Raw genomic sequence first — 16,961 nt, forward strand, 5'->3', positions numbered from 1 at the left:
GTCGCTTGCTTCTGGCTCGGACGAGCCGTGACCGGTGCGCACGGTTCGCGACCCGATCGGATCAGGGGCCGTCGTCAGACGGCGCGCCAGCCGTGGTCGACGGGCAGGACGGCGCCGTTGGTGCCGCTCGCGGCGCCGGAGGCGAGAAGGACGACGGCCGCGGCCGTCGTGTGCGGCGGCGCGGCCCGACTCAGCAGGGACGCCGCCGTGAGATCGGTCCGGACGACCCGCTCCCACTCGTCGTCATCGGTGCCGGCGACGGCCGACAACCGGTCCAGGACACCGGCGTTGTCCACCAGGACGTCCACGCCGCCGAACGTCTCCACGGCCGCCGACACCGTGACGATGACGCCGCGCCCTTCGAGGCCGGTGCCGCTCATGCGGTGCTCCTTCGGTCGGTGTGCGCGGTGGACGTCGACCTCGGTGGACAGGGGAGAGGTGACGTGGGTCGGTGCCCTCGGGCCCGGCGGCGGACGGGTGGAGTGAACCGGCCGCCGGGCCCGGGACTGCGCCGTTCCCCGTCCCCACGGGTTCGGCGCGGCGAGGTCGCCTCCGCCGGAGGGGGCCTCGGCCTGTGTGTCGGCCACCGGCTTGCTTGAGTCAGGCAAGCATATGTGAAGTACTTGAGTCAAGCAAATGGTTCCCTGAATTACTTGACTCAGGCAATTAGGCGCTAGGCTGGCCCCATGCCCACACCGCCGCCCGCAGACGTTCCCGTCTCGACCGCCATGCAGGAGATCGAGCGCGCCCTGAGTCGCGTCACCTACCTGGCCAGAGGGATCCGCCAGCACGATCGGCTGATGGCGCTGGCCGGAGTGGCGCTGGACCGTGCCGCGACGGCGCTGCTGCGGCAGATCGCCGACTCCGAGCCCATGCGCCCCGGCGAGCTGGCGGCCCGGCTGGCCGTGGAGGCGTCCCACATCACCCGGCAGGTGCAGCAGCTGCAGAAGGCCGGTCTCGTGACCCGGGTTCCGGACCCCGACGACCGCCGTGCGCAGCGCATTCAGATCACCCCGGCAGGCGAGGAGGCGGTCCACCGCATCCGAGAGGCGAGCGCGCGGGGTATGCAGATGGCTCTGGCGGAGTGGTCGCCGCAGGAGTTGCAGCAGCTCGCCACCCTGTTCCACCGGATGGTGGACGACTTCCTCTCCTACGCCATCGAGGACGAGGAGACCTCCCGGGTGCCGGCCGGGGCTGCCCGCCCGGCCTGATCCAACGGCCCGCTCGGCCGGGCCGACGGCCGCCGGGCCGGAGGCGGGGAGGGGCGCGACGGGCCCGGCCGAACGAACGGAAGGGCAGCGCCCAGGGACACCCCCGGGCTGACCGTTTCCCAGCTCGACCGTTCGACCGCATCGCCCTCGACGTGACCCCGGCTCGGCCGTTCGACCGCATCGCCCCCGACGTGACCCCGGCTCGACCGTTCGACCGCATCGCCCCCGACGTGACCCCGGCTCGACCGTTCGACCGCACTGCCCCGACGCGACCAACAGCCCAGCCGCACGACACCCCGCCCGCGACGACCGCCTGGCAGCCCCCCGCCCCCGCACACCCCGCCCGCTTCGACCGTGCGGCACCACGCACAGCCAAGCCGCTCGGCGACAACCCGCACAGCCCGCCGCACCGTTCGGCAGCGGCCCACGCACCCCGCCGAACCGCCCACGGCGACCGCACCCCCGCCCGCGGCAACCCGCACCAACCCCGGCCCGACCACGCAGAAGTGCCGCCCCTGGAGCCCGCTCGGAAGCGCCGCAGCGCGCTCCACGGTGGCGGACGTCCCTTCGGAGATCCGCGGAGGAGTCCCCGTGAGTGCACCGTTCCCCTCACCCGCACGTGTCCGAAGTGCCGTCTGTGCCGCACGGCGGACCCGGCGGAGACCTCCGACCGCACCCCTCTCGTTGCTCGGTGCCGCTCCCGCGTGAAGTCCGGCCCTACACGAATGGTCTTTCCATGTACGGATACGTGAGTGAGCGGCGGTCGCCGGTGCGTGGGCAGGGTCAGCATGTCCTCGTAGTCGCCGACAGCTCCGAAATCACCGAACTGCTCTCGACCACACTGGAATTGGCGGACTATCACGTCACCATCGCGGCCGACGGCGCCGAGTTGACGGCCCGGCTCGCCGAGCACCGCTTCGACCTGGTGGTCCTCGACGCGATGATGACGGACCTGGGCGGCGTCCGGCGCAGACACCGGCTCGCGCCCACCGGGCGACCGCCCGTGCTGTTCCTGACCGAGTGCGACTCCCTGGGCAGTCTCATCCCCGATCTGGGCCTGGGCGAGGTGGACTACGTCACCAAGCCCTTCCGGATCGCCGAGGTGCTGGCCCGGGCGCAGGTGCTGCTGCGCGGCAGGGGCGCGGGGCGCGGGGACGGCTCGCCGCGCTACGGCGACCTGGTTCTCGATGACGCGGCCTGTCAGGCGCGGCGCGGACAGCGGGCGCTCGATCTGACCCCCGCCGAGTACCGGCTGTTGCGGCATCTGTTGGTCAACGCGGGACAAGTGTTCTCGAAGAACCAGATCAGCCGGCACGTCTGGGGTGAGGTCCGTGCCGAGAACGCGATCGAGAAACTCGTGTCCCGCCTTCGACGCAAGGTGAACCAGGAGGAACCGGCCCTCATCCACACCCGCCGGGGCTTCGGCTACTGGTTGGGCCGCGCCACCCTGTGAGGAACCGCGACCGTGTGACCTCGATCACGTCAGCTTGAAGTCAGGGAAAAGGCCGGAGGGCGTCAGCCCGGTTCGGTTGCCTGGGCTCCACCAGGTCCACAACCAGGTCCACAACCGGGTCTTCAACCACGTTGTTCCGACCTGCGGTTGAGTTCGGACCGCACGACCGAGGAGTGACATGGCCGACACACAAGGGCGTGGTGATCCGGCTGGTGGACAGGCGAGGCGGATTCTGGTCGTCGGCGCCTCGGCCGCCGGGCTCGCGGCGGTGGAGACCCTGCGCGGGGAGGGGTACGACGGCACGCTCACCCTGGTCGGTGAGGAGGCGCACGCGCCGTACGACCGGCCGCCGCTGTCGAAGCAGGTCCTCGGCGGGCGGTGGGAGCCCGAGCGGCTGGCGCTGCGCGGGCAGGCGGAGTTGGACGGGCTCGGTCTCGATCTGCGGCTGGGCGTCGCCGCGACGGCTCTCGACGCGGCCGCTCGTACGGTCCTGCTGGCCGACGGCACGCGACTGTCGTACGACGGTCTGATCGTGGCCACCGGGGTGCGCCCGCGCAGGCTCCCCGGCGAGGGCGCGCACGTACTGCGCACGGTGGACGACGCGCTCACCCTGCGGGAACGGCTGGGGCACGGGCGCCGACTCGTGATCGTCGGTGCCGGGTTCCTCGGTGCGGAGGCCGCCGCCGTGGCGCGCGGCATGGGCACGGAGGTCACGCTCCTCGAACCGGCCCCGGTTCCGCTGGCGCATGCGGTGGGCGGGGAGGTCGGGCGGGTGTTCTCGGCGGTCCACCTGGAGCACGGCGTCGATCTGCGGACCGGTGTGACCGTCACCGAGGTGACGGAGGACGGGGTGCGGCTCGCGGGCGGCGAACTCCTGGACGCCGACGAGGTGTTGGTCACGATCGGGTGTGTGCCGAACACCGGGTGGCTCGAGGGCAGCGGCCTCGAGGTGGCCGACGGCCTGGTGTGCGACCAGTTCTGCGCGGCCGGGTCGGGGGTGTACGGGGCGGGGGACGTCGCCCGTTGGTACAACCCGCTGTTCGGTACGTCGATGCGGATCGAGCACCGGACCAACGCCGCCGAGCAGGGCGTCACCGCCGCGTACAACCTGCTCCACCCCGAGGCCCGCAGGCCCTTCGCCCCGATGCCGTACTTCTGGTCGGACCAGTACGACATGAAGGTGCAGGCGTTCGGCCATCTGCGCGCGCACGACGAGATCGTCGTGGTGGAGGGCGAGATGAGTGAGCGTCGGTTCCTGGCCATCTACCGCACCGGTGACCGGCTGGCGGGAGCCCTCGCGGTCGGGATGCCTCCGAAGGCCATGCGTCCCTGGCGGCAGGCCATTGCCACCGGCACCAGCTGGCACGAGGCGATACGGGCGTGGGCATGGGCGACGGACGCCGATGCCCAAGAGATCGTCCACGGCGAACCGTCGTTCTGAGCACCGCCCGGTGGCCTACGGCCTCGTCTCCGCCGCCGTACCCGCCGAGGCGTCCGTGGCAGTGTCCGCGGGCGTGGAGGGCTCCCCGGTCACCGCCGTCGAGGGGGTGCCGGCGAGCGGGCTTCGGCGGGGCAGGCAGGCGGCCAAGCCGTAGGCGACCAGAGCGGCGCCGGAACCGATGGCCATGACCACCCGGAAGGCGTTCTCGGAGGGCAGGGCCACGGAGCCGAACGTGGTGGTCATCCGGGCCAGGGTGACACCCGCGACCGCGCTGGAGACCGACGTGCCGATGGACCGCATGAGTGTGTTGAGGCTGTTGGCCGCGGCGGTCTCGGAGACGGGCACGGCCCCCATGACGAGCGAGGGCATCGCGCCGTAGGCGAGCCCGACGCCGGCCCCGATGATGCTGGAGACGAGGACGAGCTGCCAGGGGGCGGACATCATCGTGACGCCGATGCCGTCGTCGCGCTGTGGCTGGCACCGATCACGCCCTGCCCGCGCCGGCAGCGGGGTGAGATCTGCCGCGACTGATCCCGAAGCAGCGCGAGGCTCGGTGAAGGAGTCGCCTCTGGCGCACACGTTCTGGCGACCCGTTGTGAACAGGGCCCGGCGCCTCTTCGTGTCCCTGGTCGAGTACGCGCGCACCGCACCGGGGAAGGAATCAGCTGCCTGCCGACGGCCAAGGAGGCCTGCTGCGCTGCCTATTGGGTGATCCGGCTTGCGAGGGAGGAGCCGAGACTGCCCATGCCGGGGTTGGTGAGCACCGTCAGGGTGGGCCGGGTGGTGGCGTTCGCGGTGGTGAGGGCGACGGTGGTGGTCGTGAAGTCGGCGGGGACGACCAGGGCGCCGTAGATCCTGCCGGAGGCCGGTCCGTCCTGGGCCTCTGCGCGGGTGAGGGGTTGCCGGTCGGGCTTGCCGGAGGTGTCGGCGGTGATGGAGCGGATGACCTGTGTGCCGAGGTTCGTGGTCTGTCCGGGCAGCGGTCTGCCCTGGTCGGCGTTGACGACGCCGAGGGGCAGGTGGTGCAGTTCCCCGTTCGGGTTCAGGATGCCGCCCATGTAGAGCGGGGACAGCAGGAACGCCGGCAGCCCGCACGGTACGGTCGGCACCAGCCACAGCTTCGGCCGGCGCAGAAGCACGGCGGCGCTTGCCCGGACGCGGGTGTCGTCCGCGGGGGGCGTGCTGTCGGCGGCCATGGCTCTCCGTGGGTGGGTGCGGCGCGGGACCTGCGTGGGCGGGTACGGGCGCCCGCACCAGGCCAGGATGGAGGCTGCGGCGGCGCGGCGGTCAGTGACGCGCCGCGCACGGAACGCCACAGGGGCACCGCGCCTCTGGCTCAGCGCCGCGGACCGGCGTTCACGCGCCTGCCCCCTCCGAGCGCGGCCCGCGCGGGATGCCCAGCGCGCACAACGCGCCCACGAGGACGACCGCGACGCCGACCCACACCGCCGGGTGCAGACCGTCGATGAACCGCTGGGGCGTGCCCATGCCGCCGTGGGCGACGAACACCGAGCTGAGGACCGCGATACCGAGGGCGCCGCCGATCTCGCGGACGGTGGTGTTGGCGCCGGAGGCCTTGCCGGCGTGCTCCTTGCTGACCGAGCCGAGGACGACCGCGGCCGTCGGGGCGAACACGAGGCCCATACCGACACCGGCGACGATCATCGGGGCGACGAGGGAGGAGTACGGGGTGTCGATCTCCGCGACCACGTTGATCCAGCCGAGACCCACGCCCTGGAGGAAGAGCCCGAGGGCCATCAGCCTGCCACCGCCCACCCGGTCGGAGAGCAGTCCGGCGACGGGAGCGACGAACATGGGCATCAGGGTCCAGGCCAGCGTGCGCACTCCGGCCTCGAACGGCGTGCGCTGCGGCACGATCTGGAGGTACTGGGCGAGCAGGAACAGCGAACCGAAGACGCCGAAGTACATCGCCGCGGAGACGACGTTGGTCAGGGTGAAGGCGCGTACCCGGTAGAACGAGAGCGGGAGCATCGGCTCGGGAACCCGCGCCTCCCAGGCCACGAAGACGGCGAGCAGCACCGCGCCCCCCAGGAACGCCCCCAGCACCTTCGCCGACGTCCAGCCGTCCGTGTCGCCGTGCACGATGCCCCACACCACGGCGCACAGTCCGGCGGCGGCCAGCACCATCCCGACCAGGTCGAGGCGGACGCCCGGAAGCGAGCTCTCGCGCAGCGTGAGCAGGATGAGAGGTACGGCCACGACACCCACCGGCACGTTGATCCAGAAGATCCATCGCCAGTCCAGCCCGTCGACCACCGCGCCGCCGACCACCGGGCCCATCGCCACCGCCAGCCCGCTGATGCCCGACCACAGACCGAGAGCGAGGCCGCGCAGCCGCTCCGGCACGGCCTGGGAGAGCAGGGTCAGCGACAGCGGCATCACGGCCGCGGCGCCGAAGCCCTGGACGGCGCGACAGCCGATCAACTGCGCGCTGCTGTCGGCCAGTCCGCAGCCGGCGGAGGCCAGGGTGAAGACGACGATGCCGATCACGAAGACCCGCCGGCGCCCGAACCGGTCGCCCAGGGCGGCACCCGTCATCAGCAGACAGGCGAAGCTGAGCACGTACGCGTTGACGAACCACTGGAGCTGCTGGGTGGACGCCTCCAGGTCCACGGCCAGGGTGCGCAGCGCCGTGGAGACGACGAGGTTGTCCAGCGCGACCATGAACATGGGCACGCTGCACGCGACGATCGCGAGCCACAGCGGCACCTTTCGTCGCTCGCGCGCCGGGTCGACCGAGGGGTCGTCCAGGGCCGGGCTCTGCTCGGACAGTGTCATGACGATATGTCTCCTTGGACGACGAAGAGTTGGTCCGGGGGAGGGGGCGGGGAAGGGAGGGGCGGGAGGTGCGGGGGGTGTCAGGCGGTGCCGGAAGGTCCGCGCGCGCCGGTGGCATCGGCGCGCTCCTGTTCGGCGAGCCGTCGCCGGGCGTCCGCCCAGTCGAGGGGGAGTTGCGAGGCCGGAAGCTCCCAGAACGTGAAGACCGAGCCGCTGGTCGTGGACCGCAGGCCGGTCATGATCGAGCGGTGCGGTTCGGTCTTCGCGTAGGTGTAAAGGGCCCGCTTGTCCTCCCAGGCCGACAGCGTCCAGAAGGTGCGCTTGAGCGGCTGGGCGACGAGCGTGGCGCCGTACGCGCCGGGCGCGCCCTTCACCTGCTTCCACGCCGCCAGGGACCGCAGGAAGAAACGCGGTACGTCACGGAAGGAACGGACCTCGAAGCGCGAGGCCATGACGAACGCCCGAGAGTCCGGTGCGGGCACGTCGACGGTGGTCCAGGGGAGCGTGGGCACGATGGCGCCTTCTTCCACAGAGGCAGGACGGCGGACGGAGGCCCAGGGGCGCGCTCAACGGACGGAGACCCGGGGAGCGCCCGTTGGATACCTCCGCTATCCATGTTAGACAGTGGAGGTATCCAATGACCAGAGCGGAGCCGACCCGATGCGCATGTCCGAGCTGAGCCGCCTCAGTGGCGTCTCCGTCACGACGATCAAGTACTACCTCCGCGAGGGGCTGCTCCCGGCCGGCCGGCAACTGTCGGCGACCCAGGCCGAGTACGACGGGAACCATCTGCGCAGGCTGCGCCTGATCCGCGCGCTGACCGGCGTCCGGGGGCTGTCCGTCGGCACCGCCCGGGAGGTTCTGGGGGCTCTGGCCGAGCACACCGTCGACACTCATCGCCTGCTCGGTCTCACCCTCGGTTCGATCGGGCCCGCCGAGGAATCCGCGGAGGACTCCACTGAGCGGGACGAAGTCGACGCGCTCGTAGAGGAGTTGGGCTGGGACATCCACAAGTCGGCGCCCGCGCGGGCGACTCTGGCCGAGACCCTGGGCTCGCTGCGCGGCCTGGGCGTCCCGCTCGACCGGGGCGCGCTCGTGCCGTACGCCCGGCTGGCCGAACGCACCGCGGCGCTCGACCTCGACCAACTGGACGGAATCGACGACCCGCTGGAACTGGCCGAGCGCGCGCTGCTGCTCACGGTCCTGCTCGAACCCGCGCTGATGGCGCTGCGCCGCATGGCCCAGGAGAACGAGTCGGCGCGGCGCCACGGGGGCGGTCACCGATGAGCGGACGGTCGCCATGGGGCGGACCGTGTGGTTCGGGTGGCGCTGACCGGGGGCGCCGATCAGGTGGTGGTCGCGATCAGCGCGGGTCTTCCGGGAGGCAGTTGAGAAGTGCGTTCAGGCCGTCATGGTCGAGGACGGAGACGCCCAGGGCCACGGTCATCACGGCCAGCAGATGCACGGCCCCCGGGAGGTCCGCGTCGGCGGCGCGGGTCAGGGCCTCCGTGTCGCCCGCCGCCCAGGCCCGGACCGCCTGCCCGAAGGCGAACTCGTAGTGCGGGGGAGCCGCCGTGGCCGCCTGTTCGGCGGCCCGGCCCACGTCACGGGCCGCGGGCTGGGCGGTCAGGGTGAGGCGCAGGGTGACTTCCATGACGGCACACAGACAGGTGTACGTGTCGTCGAGGGCGGAATCGTCCAGGGTGTCCAGGGCCGAGGCGACGGTCCGCGCGTCGCCGTCGGTGTACCCGCGCAGCAGGAGCAAAGCGGTGTGCCGGGCGGGGTGGGGGCCGGTGATCCGGTCGTGGGGCGAGGGAACGGAGGGATGGTGCGACACGCGGTGGCCTCCTTCGGCGGGCAGCCCGAACTCCGGATGGTCCACCGCTGAGCTGCACCTGACCGTGCTGCACGTGACCGTGGACTCCGGCCGAATCTAGTGAAGCCCGGCGGCCACCGCGTCCAACCGGCGTCCGATCCCGTATACGGAGATCGGACTACTTCCGATCGCGTACGGCGTCCTTCCTTCGGACCTCCGGCGCCTCCGTCCGCGGCCGTTTGGCTGACGTCTCCCATGGGGTGACCGTTGACGTCTCCCACGGGGTGACCTACAGTCAAAGTTGAATTTTCAAGTTAATACCCTGAACCCGCAGGCCGGGGCGCCCTCACTCACGTAAGGACCGGCATGAACTCCCTCCTTGATCCCGAGGTGCCCGCCGGAGCGTACGACCGGTTCCTGATCGACGCGCTGCCGCGAGCCCGGTCCCAGCGCGCGTGGACGCCCGCCGACGGGCCGCTGCCCGCTCTGTACCTGAGCCACGGCGCGCCCCCGCTGTTCGACGACGGACCCTGGCTGCGGGAACTGTTCGAGTGGGCCCAGTCCCTGCCGAAGCCGAAGAGCGTCCTGATCGTCTCCGCACACTGGGAGGCGGCACCGCTGTGCCTGTCCGCCCCGGCGGCGCACACCCCGCTCGTCTACGACTTCGGCGGCTTCCATCCGCGTTACTACACGATGACGTACGACACCCCCGACGCGACCGCCCTCGCGCACCGCGTGGCCGGGACCATGCCGGACGGCGAGTCGCTGTACCAGCACCCCTCCCGCGGCCTCGACCACGGAGCCTGGGTGCCGCTGATGGCCATGTACCCCTTGGGTGACATCCCGGTGCTCCAGCTCAGCCTGCCCACCCACGACCCCGGCCGGCTTCTCGAACTCGGAGCCCGGCTCGGCCCCTTGCGGCAAGAGGGCGTCCTCGTGATCGGCTCGGGCTTCATGACGCACGGGCTGCCCTTCCTCACCCGCGAGATGCTGACGACGGGCGAAGTGCCGGGCTGGTCCTCGGACTTCGACACCTGGGTCGCCGACGCGCTCGCCCGCGGTGACGTAGACGAACTCGCGGCCTTCCGGACCAGGGCACCCGGAATGCCGTACGCCCATCCGACGGTTGACCACTACATTCCGCTGTTCGTCACGCTGGGCGCCGCCCCGAGTGCCGACCGGGCGGTGCGCACCACCGTCGAGGGTTTCATGATGGGCTTCTCCAAGCGGTCCTTCCAGACCGCGGTGTGAACCCTTGAACCCTCCGTACCGACACAAACCGCTGCCACTTCGACGGAGTTGAGACATGAACGACCGTGCCGACCGGACCATCGACGCCCTGCGCGGCGGACACGACTACCTGACCGCCGTGGTGCACGGGCTCGCCACGGCCGACCTCACCCGGCCGTCCGGGGCCTCGGAGTGGGACGTGTCCCAGGTCCTCAGCCACCTGGGCAGCGGTGCGGAGATCGGCCTCGCCTCCCTGGAGGGCGCGCTGAACGGCACCGGGCCCAAGGACGGCGACTTCAACAAGTCGGTGTGGGCGCGCTGGGACGCGATGTCCCCGGTCGAGCGCGCCGAGAGCTTCGTGACCGCCAACGAGGCGCTGGTGCGCGGGTACGAGGCTCTCGACCCGCGGGCCCGTGCCGAACTCCGGGTCGACCTCGGCTTCCTGCCCGCGCCCGTGGACGTCGCGACGGTGGCGGGTCTGCGGCTCGGCGAGTTCACCCACCACACCTGGGACGTCGAGGTGGCCTTCGACCGTACGGCGGTCCTGGCGCCCGCCGCGGTCGAGCCCCTCCTCGACCAGGCCGGACTGCTCATGGGCTTCCTCGGCAAGGTCGAGGCGCTCGACGGGCGGCAGGTTCGGCTCGCGGTTCACACCACCGCTCCCCGGCGCGCGTTCGGGCTCGACCTGTTCGACGCGATCGCGCTCACCGACGAGCCGGCCGAGCCCGACGCCGTCCTGAGCGCACCGGCCGAGTGGTGGCTGCGGCTCGTCACCGGCCGCCACGCCGCCACCCACACCCCGGCCGAGGTGACCCTCAAGGGCGACACCCTCACCCTGGACGACCTGCGACGCGTCTTCCCCGGGTTCTGATCCGCCGGTCCATCCCCTGAGGGGCTACTTCCCCGGCCCCTCGGGGGCCGCATCGCCACCCTCGACCCGCCCGGAGTCCGCACCGGGACACGGCGAGGGTGGCAGCAAGTCATGCAGGGCCTCGTAGCGCTGCACGCAGGCCGTCTGTGCGATGGCCTGTGAGACGGCGTCGGCCAGCGGGCCCGTGGACTCGCGCAGCAGCCGACGCGCCTTGTCCGTGAGGGCCACCTCGATACCGCGCCGGTCGCCGCACGCCGAGCGCCGTGTGATCAGTCCCGCGTGCTGCAGACACGCCACCTGATAGGTCAGCCGCGTCTTGGGGCGGCCCAGCAGTTCCGCGATCTGGGTCATCCGCAGGCCGGATCCGGGCTGGTCGGCCAACAGGCACAGCACCAGGAACTCGTCGTGCGAGACGTCGAGGGCGTCTTTGACGCGGGTGCGCAGTTGCTGCTCGATCGCCCCAGCCGCCGCCAGGAGACGCATCCAGGCCCGCAGCGGGGCGGGCAACAGCTCACCGTCGCCCGACGGCTCGCGTTCGGGCAGGTCAGCGGGGTTGGAAGGGTCGGCCATAGTGTCACAGTCTACCGGTTGTCCAAATTTGAAGAACCGGCTAGCGTGGAGTCATCCAAATTTGGATGACCGCGTTGTCCCCACAGTCCCCGTGTGCCGCGCGCCCCGTGCGTCGCGCACCCCTGTGCACTGCCCGTAACCGTCTGGAGAACTCTCATGACCGTCGCCGTCGAAACCGGCCTGTGGCAGCTCGACCCCGCCCGTACCACCGTCGCCATCAAGCACAAGACGATGTGGGGCATGGTCACCGTGAAGGGCACCTTCACCGGAGTCGTCGGAGAGGGCGAGGTCCAGCCCGACGGGACCGCCCGCGGCACCATCACCCTGGATGTCGCGTCCCTGGACACGAAGAACGCCAAGCGGGACGAGCACCTCCGCTCCGCCGACCTCTTCGACGCCGACCGCCACCCCACGATCACCTTCGCCGTCCGCGAGGCCGTCCTCGGTCAGGACGACACCGTGGAGATCAACGGGCAGCTGACCGTGCGCGGCATCAGCCGGCCGCAGCCCGTCACCGGCCGGGTGACCGGGGCGAGCGCCGACACCGTCACGCTCACCGCGGAGTTCATCGTGGACCGCGACCAGTTCGACATGGGCTGGAACCAGATGGGCATGATCCGCGGCCTGACGACCGTCACCGGCACGCTCGTCTTCACCCGCGCCAAGGGCTGAGCCGACGCGGCGCCGGGGCCCGGGCCCTGAGGCCCAGCCGGCCCCGGCGACCTTGGCGTACGCGCTCAGCGCACCTTGCCGTGGAAGGCCGGGTGGGCGTCGAGCCGACGTACGTAGTCCCGGAGCCGTCCATAGGGGGAGAGGGACTCCGTCGGGCCGAGTTGGGTCAGGGCCACCCAGAGATCGACGTCCGCGGCCGTCAGCTCGTCGCCCAACGCGTGGATGTGCGAGGCGAGTTGCCGGTCCAGCGACTGGAGTGCCGTCGTGCGCGCAAGCGGCGGCGCGGCGGGGGTGACGTCCCGGTCGAGGAGTTCGCGCAAGGCGTCGATGTCCGCGATGAGGGCCGGTGGGTTCAGCCGGGGGAGGCGGGCGTCGCCCTGACAGACCGGCAGTCCGGCGAGGTCACGCAGGATGTCCGGCGTGTGGTTGCTCACGATCCGTCCGCTCCAACGGTCGCACAGCGCGGGCGCGGTGAGCGGACCGTCGTAGTGGTGCCAGGTGGCCTCGTACGCGCCGCGCAGTGCGGCGAACGCCTCGGGTGTCTCGGCGGGACGCGTCAGCAGCGTGGCGGCGACCGAGTCGTGGAGACCGAGCAGCTCCAGGGTGATCGAGATGCGCAGCGAGCGCGGACAGCCCTCGGCGAGGTACAGCTGATAGCGGTGCGGCGCCGGGTAGAAGCCGCCGGCCAGGCCGACGCCGATGCGGCTGCGGATGCGGTGGGGGCGAGGGGCGGCGAGCGAGACTGTCTTGGGCATGACTCTCCAGGCAACGTCGAAGCCCCCGCGACCCGTTGGGCGGCGGTGGCGGAACGGAGTGACTGCGCTGACGTACGGGCCGGTCCGGATCGCGGGACGTACCTGACCGGACGAAGCGGGTCGGGTGAAGTCCGCTGCGGTTCGGCAGCACCCTGAAGGGGTGCGGGGAACTGCGCGACCGGCCACGAGGGCGCCGTAGACGATCGACGGCACATCCCGGCACTTCCAGCCGAGCGCTCAGTACGCGCTGGAGACCCGCTGCAGATCGATGTGCAGGCGCCTGGTCAGACCGTTCGTGCTCCTCCTGGCCATTCCCATCGCTCCCGTGTCCGGGGCTCGCGAGAGGCGAGACCACGCTTGCCCCACCGCACCGGCGGGACCCGGTCGTCACCCGGGGCACCCCGTCGCGGTGGAAGGGTTGCCTGTCAGCGGGCCGGGGCCGATCACCGCGTCGAACGGGAGGAACCCGCACGACGGGCGCTGACAATCGTGACCGTCCCCGTCAGTCTCGGTGCGGTCCGCTGAGCCGTCAAGAAGGCATATGCGCGGTCTCACCACGTGGTCGTTCCGGCCGGAGCGCGTTGACATTCGTTTGGGGCCGTGCCTAACTTACGCCGCATCGGACCGGATCGATTCCGGTGCGTTCGAGGCCCAGCGGGGCGGAATGGTGACGGTGAACGCGATGTGCGCAGCTGACGGGACGACCGCTTCGCGGCGCCACGGCTGCCCAGCCGCCGCACTGTGTTGTAGCTCCCGCGGTGCCCGCTGTCTCTGTCAGGGCTGACCGCTTCCGCCTTCCGCGGCGTTGAACGTCCGCACGGCTCGGCCTCCCTCGCCCGCCGCCCTGACGGCGCGCTGTCGATGAGCATCTCCTCCCTCCGTACCCCCTGACATCCGTCTGTCCCCGCGCGCACCGCCGTCGTACGGGCCGGCGGCGGTGTGTCCGCATTCGTTGGAGCCCTCCATGAGTGAATCCCTGGGCTCCGCCGTGCCGTTGAGCACGACGGAGCCCCGCCCGGCCGCGGCACAACGCGTGCTGCCCCTGCGCCACCCCGGCCGCTGGATCGCCTCGGCCATCGCGCTCGTCGTGGTCGCCCAGATCGTCCACGGGCTGGCGACCAACCCCTTCTTCCAGTGGGACCGGTTCGCGTACTGGTTCCTGCGTCCCACGATCCTCGACGGCCTGCTCATCACCCTCGAAGTGACGCTCTTCAGCGCCGTGTTGGGCCTGCTCGGCGGCATTCTGCTCGCCCTGGCCCGACTCTCCAGGAGCCCCGTGCTGCGCGCGGTGAGCTGGGTCTACATCTGGCTGTTCCGCTCGGTGCCGCTCATCGTCGTCCTGCTCTTCCTCTACAACTTCAGCGCGCTCTACAAGACGCTGAGCCTCGGCGTCCCCTTCGGCCCCGCCTTCCTCACCTTCGACGAGTCCCGGCTCGCCACCGACATGGTCGTCGCGGTCGTCGGACTGAGCCTCAACGAGGCGGCGTACGCGGCGGAAGTGGTCCGCGGCGGCGTCCTCTCCGTCGACCAGGGTCAGCACGAGGCGGCCTCCGCACTCGGTCTGCCCAAGGGCTACCAGTTCACGAGGATCGTGTTCCCACAGGCGCTGCGCTCCATCACCCCGAACTACGTCAACCAGCTGATCGGCCTGATCAAGGGCACGTCGCTGGTCTTCTACGTCTCGCTGCTCGACCTCTTCGGCTCGGTGCAGAGCATGGGCTCCACCTACCCCGGCGACATCGTGCCGCTGCTGCTGGTCGCCACCGCCTGGTACCTGATCCTCACGAGCGTCGTGTCCGTCGTCCAGTTCTACGTCGAGCGGTACTACGCGCGGGGCGCGCTGCGCTCCCTCCCGCCGACCCCGCTGCAGAAGGTCCGCACCGGTCTGCGTGATCTGCGGGCCCGGGTCCGCAAGGAGGCGGCGATATGACCGGCGAGACGCTCGAGATCCGACCGGCCGCCGTCGAGGTGCGCGATGTGCACAAGTGGTACGGCGCCCAACACGTGCTGAACGGAGTGGAGTTGACCGTGAGGCCCGGAGAGGTCACCGTGATCCTCGGTCCGTCCGGCTCCGGCAAGTCCACCCTCCTCAGGGTGATCAACCACCTGGAGAAGCCCGAGATCGGCCATGTCAGCCTGAACGGCGAGCTCATCGGCGTACGCCGGCACGGCGAGCAGCTCAAGGAGCTGCCCGAGCGGGCGATCCTGGCTCAGCGCGGCCGGATCGGGTTCGTCTTCCAGAACTTCAACCTGTTCCCGCATCTGACGGTGCTGGACAACGTGGCGGCCGCGCCGGTGGCGACCCGACGGCTGAAGCGGCCCGAGGCCAGGGAGCTCGCGCGCACCCTCCTCGACCGTGTCGGTCTGGGCGACAAGGCCGACGCCTATCCACGCCAGTTGTCGGGCGGCCAGCAGCAGCGGGTCGCCATCGCCCGTGCCCTCGCGCTGCGCCCCGGAGTCATCCTCTTCGACGAGCCGACCTCCGCCCTCGACCCCGAGCTGGTCGGCGAGGTGCTCGCCGTCATCAAGGCCCTGGCCACCAGCGGCACCACGCTCGTCATCGTGACCCACGAGATCGGCTTCGCCCGCGAGGTGGCCGACCGGATCGTCTTCCTCGACGAGGGCCGCGTCGTCGAACAGGGCTCGCCCACCGAGGTGTTGGACCACCCGACGCACGCGCGGACCAGGGACTTCCTGAGCAAGGTCCTCTGACCTTCCCGCCCTCCCGCCCCGTCACCCCTCACGCCTTCCCCACCTCACGCCTCACTCACGAGCATCGGACAAGGACAGTCATGCGCACCCTCACCCTCCGCAGCAAACTCCTCCGTGGCCTCACCGCCTCCACCGCCGTCGCCGCCCTCGTCGCCGCTCTCGCCGCCTGCGGAGGCGAGAGCGACGCGGCCACCACCTCCGACAGGGCGGCCGCCGGCACCGTCATCGTGGGCGCGCTCTCCAACGGCGCCGCGCGGCAGACCGACCTCAAGGTGTCCGAGGTCACGTCCATCAGCGCCGAGCTGCCCAAGTCCGTCGCCAAGAGCGGCAAGCTGGTCGTCGGCGTCGGAGCGCTGCCCGCCGGGTTCCCGCCGCTGGCGTACGTCGGCCAGGACCAGAAGACCCTCACTGGTGCCGAACCCGACCTCGGTCGACTGGTCGCCGCGGTCCTCGGGCTGAAGGCGGAGGTGAAGAACTCGACCTGGGAGAACCTGTTCGTCGGCATCGACAGCGGCAAGGTCGACGTCGCCTTCACGAACGTCACGGACACCGAGGAACGCAAGAAGAAGTACGAGTTCGCCTCCTACCGGCAGGACAACCTCGCCTTCGAGGTGCTGAAGAAGAGCACCTGGAACTTCGCAGGCGACTACGAGAACCTGGCCGGCAAGACCGTCTCCGTGGGCGCCGGAACCAACCAGGAGAAGCTCCTGCTGGAGTGGAAGGCGAAGCTCGCGAAGGAGGGCAAGAAGCTCACCGTCAAGTACTTCCAGGACAACAACAGCGTCTATCTGGCGCTGTCCAGCGGGAAGATCGACGCCTACTTCGGGCCCAACCCCGGTATCTCGTACCACGTCACCCAGACGGCGAAGACGCCCGACCCGACCCGCAACGCGGGCACGTTCTCCGGCGCGGGCGCGACCCTCCAGGGCCTGATCGCGGCCACCGCGAAGAAGGACAGCGGGCTGGCCAAGCCGGTCGCCGACGCGATCAACCACCTCATCAAGGACGGTCAGTACGCCAAGTGGCTCGCCGCCTGGAACCTCTCCAACGAGGCCGTCAGCACCTCGCGGATCAATCCGCCCGGCCTGCCGCTCGACAACTCCTGACCGCTTCCCGGAGGTCCGACGCCCTCCGGGTGCCCAGCAGGAACAGACGGCGTAGGCGGACCGTTGTGCTGAGGGGATTCACGACGTCGGCGCGGCCATGGGTCCGCCGGAACACAAAAGCGGAGGTGAGGGACGTGCGAGTCGGGTCCGCTCACCGCGTCATGGCGCTCGTCCCGCGCCGCCGTGTGCACCTGCACTCCCGGCCGCACATCGATCTCCAGCGCGTGGCCGGCGCGCTCTGTCGTCCCTGACCTGTCACCCCGCCGCCGCGCCCTCCGCGTAGAGGGCCGCGCTCTCGTACGGTCGACCAGGAAGGCACCCCTCC

20 protein-coding genes and 1 riboswitch are annotated in these 16,961 nt (G+C 71.0%); of the genes, 11 read left to right on the top strand and 9 right to left on the bottom strand.

Annotated features, from left to right (window positions below; genetic code table 11):
* Nucleotides 1–74 precede the first annotated feature (74 nt).
* A complete protein-coding gene (locus ACIRA5_RS15750) occupies nt 75–380 on the bottom strand; it encodes an SDR family oxidoreductase (protein ID WP_403691096.1) in 306 nt (101 codons plus the stop codon).
* Between the two features lie 306 nt (nt 381–686).
* Here ACIRA5_RS15750 and ACIRA5_RS15755 point away from each other — a divergent pair, with 306 nt between their 5' ends.
* The 3 genes from ACIRA5_RS15755 (at nt 687) to ACIRA5_RS15765 (ending at nt 4,105) form a co-directional block, all read left to right on the top strand.
* Nucleotides 687–1,211 (top strand): MarR family winged helix-turn-helix transcriptional regulator, encoded by a 525-nt coding sequence (locus ACIRA5_RS15755; RefSeq protein ID WP_403691098.1) that lies wholly within the window; start codon nt 687–689, stop codon nt 1,209–1,211.
* Between the two features lie 736 nt (nt 1,212–1,947).
* A complete protein-coding gene (locus ACIRA5_RS15760) occupies nt 1,948–2,664 on the top strand; it encodes a response regulator transcription factor (RefSeq protein WP_403691100.1) in 717 nt (238 codons plus the stop codon).
* A 178-nt stretch (nt 2,665–2,842) separates the two neighbouring features.
* Complete coding sequence (locus ACIRA5_RS15765; RefSeq protein WP_403691101.1) at nt 2,843–4,105, top strand: NAD(P)/FAD-dependent oxidoreductase; 1,263 nt, start codon at nt 2,843–2,845, stop codon at nt 4,103–4,105.
* A gap of 15 nt (nt 4,106–4,120) precedes the next feature.
* Here ACIRA5_RS15765 and ACIRA5_RS15770 read toward each other — a convergent pair whose 3' ends face one another.
* The 4 genes from ACIRA5_RS15770 to ACIRA5_RS15785 all read right to left on the bottom strand — a co-directional run bounded on the left by ACIRA5_RS15770 (nt 4,121) and on the right by ACIRA5_RS15785 (nt 7,416).
* The gene (locus ACIRA5_RS15770; protein ID WP_403691103.1) at nt 4,121–4,549 is read right to left on the bottom strand and encodes a hypothetical protein; all 429 of its coding nucleotides are present in this window, start codon (nt 4,547–4,549) and stop codon (nt 4,121–4,123) included.
* A 257-nt stretch (nt 4,550–4,806) separates the two neighbouring features.
* On the bottom strand, nt 4,807–5,301 hold the full coding sequence (locus ACIRA5_RS15775) for a YhgE/Pip domain-containing protein (protein ID WP_403691105.1): 495 nt from the start codon (nt 5,299–5,301) through the stop codon (nt 4,807–4,809).
* Between the two features lie 160 nt (nt 5,302–5,461).
* Nucleotides 5,462–6,904 (bottom strand): MFS transporter, encoded by a 1,443-nt coding sequence (locus ACIRA5_RS15780; RefSeq protein WP_403691107.1) that lies wholly within the window; start codon nt 6,902–6,904, stop codon nt 5,462–5,464.
* Nucleotides 6,905–6,984: 80 nt separating this feature from the next.
* Nucleotides 6,985–7,416 (bottom strand): DUF3291 domain-containing protein, encoded by a 432-nt coding sequence (locus ACIRA5_RS15785; RefSeq protein WP_403691108.1) that lies wholly within the window; start codon nt 7,414–7,416, stop codon nt 6,985–6,987.
* 148 nt (nt 7,417–7,564) lie between these two features.
* On the opposite strand from ACIRA5_RS15785, the gene ACIRA5_RS15790 reads away from it, so the two are divergent.
* Entirely contained in the window at nt 7,565–8,191 is a 627-nt protein-coding gene (locus ACIRA5_RS15790) for a MerR family transcriptional regulator (RefSeq protein WP_403691109.1), read from the top strand.
* A gap of 76 nt (nt 8,192–8,267) precedes the next feature.
* Here ACIRA5_RS15790 and ACIRA5_RS15795 read toward each other — a convergent pair whose 3' ends face one another.
* Nucleotides 8,268–8,741: a hypothetical protein gene (locus ACIRA5_RS15795; protein WP_403691111.1), complete on the bottom strand. Its 474-nt coding sequence runs from the start codon at nt 8,739–8,741 to the stop codon at nt 8,268–8,270.
* Between the two features lie 345 nt (nt 8,742–9,086).
* Between ACIRA5_RS15795 and ACIRA5_RS15800 the strand changes: the two genes are divergently transcribed.
* Nucleotides 9,087–9,971 carry a dioxygenase gene (locus ACIRA5_RS15800; protein WP_403691112.1) on the top strand — a complete coding sequence of 295 codons (885 nt, stop codon included), beginning with the start codon at nt 9,087–9,089 and terminating at the stop codon, nt 9,969–9,971.
* Between the two features lie 55 nt (nt 9,972–10,026).
* Complete coding sequence (locus tag ACIRA5_RS15805; RefSeq protein ID WP_403691114.1) at nt 10,027–10,821, top strand: maleylpyruvate isomerase family mycothiol-dependent enzyme; 795 nt, start codon at nt 10,027–10,029, stop codon at nt 10,819–10,821.
* Nucleotides 10,822–10,845: 24 nt separating this feature from the next.
* Here ACIRA5_RS15805 and ACIRA5_RS15810 read toward each other — a convergent pair whose 3' ends face one another.
* On the bottom strand, nt 10,846–11,391 hold the full coding sequence (locus ACIRA5_RS15810; RefSeq protein ID WP_403691116.1) for a MarR family winged helix-turn-helix transcriptional regulator: 546 nt from the start codon (nt 11,389–11,391) through the stop codon (nt 10,846–10,848).
* Between the two features lie 156 nt (nt 11,392–11,547).
* Here ACIRA5_RS15810 and ACIRA5_RS15815 point away from each other — a divergent pair, with 156 nt between their 5' ends.
* Nucleotides 11,548–12,063, top strand: coding sequence for a YceI family protein (locus ACIRA5_RS15815; RefSeq protein WP_403691118.1), 516 nt, complete (start codon nt 11,548–11,550; stop codon nt 12,061–12,063).
* Nucleotides 12,064–12,128: 65 nt separating this feature from the next.
* Here the strand turns inward: ACIRA5_RS15815 and ACIRA5_RS15820 are convergent, their stop codons facing one another.
* On the bottom strand, nt 12,129–12,818 hold the full coding sequence (locus ACIRA5_RS15820) for a cell envelope biogenesis protein OmpA (protein WP_403691120.1): 690 nt from the start codon (nt 12,816–12,818) through the stop codon (nt 12,129–12,131).
* 237 nt (nt 12,819–13,055) lie between these two features.
* On the bottom strand, nt 13,056–13,136 hold the full coding sequence (locus ACIRA5_RS15825; protein ID WP_351660076.1) for a putative leader peptide: 81 nt from the start codon (nt 13,134–13,136) through the stop codon (nt 13,056–13,058).
* 30 nt (nt 13,137–13,166) lie between these two features.
* Nucleotides 13,167–13,313: riboswitch (SAM riboswitch) on the bottom strand.
* 469 nt (nt 13,314–13,782) lie between these two features.
* Between ACIRA5_RS15825 and ACIRA5_RS15830 the strand changes: the two genes are divergently transcribed.
* The 4 genes from ACIRA5_RS15830 (at nt 13,783) to ACIRA5_RS15845 (ending at nt 16,887) form a co-directional block, all read left to right on the top strand.
* Nucleotides 13,783–14,748, top strand: a complete 966-nt coding sequence (locus tag ACIRA5_RS15830; RefSeq protein ID WP_403691121.1) for an amino acid ABC transporter permease — start codon at nt 13,783–13,785, stop codon at nt 14,746–14,748.
* On the top strand, nt 14,745–15,530 hold the full coding sequence (locus ACIRA5_RS15835) for an amino acid ABC transporter ATP-binding protein (RefSeq protein WP_403691123.1): 786 nt from the start codon (nt 14,745–14,747) through the stop codon (nt 15,528–15,530). Before ACIRA5_RS15830 ends, ACIRA5_RS15835 begins: the two co-directional genes overlap by 4 nt.
* An 80-nt stretch (nt 15,531–15,610) precedes the next feature.
* Nucleotides 15,611–16,636, top strand: coding sequence for an ABC transporter substrate-binding protein (locus ACIRA5_RS15840; protein ID WP_403691124.1), 1,026 nt, complete (start codon nt 15,611–15,613; stop codon nt 16,634–16,636).
* 161 nt (nt 16,637–16,797) lie between these two features.
* A complete protein-coding gene (locus ACIRA5_RS15845) occupies nt 16,798–16,887 on the top strand; it encodes a putative leader peptide (protein ID WP_343326426.1) in 90 nt (29 codons plus the stop codon).
* The last annotated feature ends 74 nt before the right edge of the window (nt 16,888–16,961 follow it).

Origin of the sequence: Streptomyces sp. NPDC096311 (genome assembly GCF_044763085.1) — a bacterium.
Taxonomy (GTDB): Bacteria; Actinomycetota; Actinomycetes; order Streptomycetales; family Streptomycetaceae; genus Streptomyces.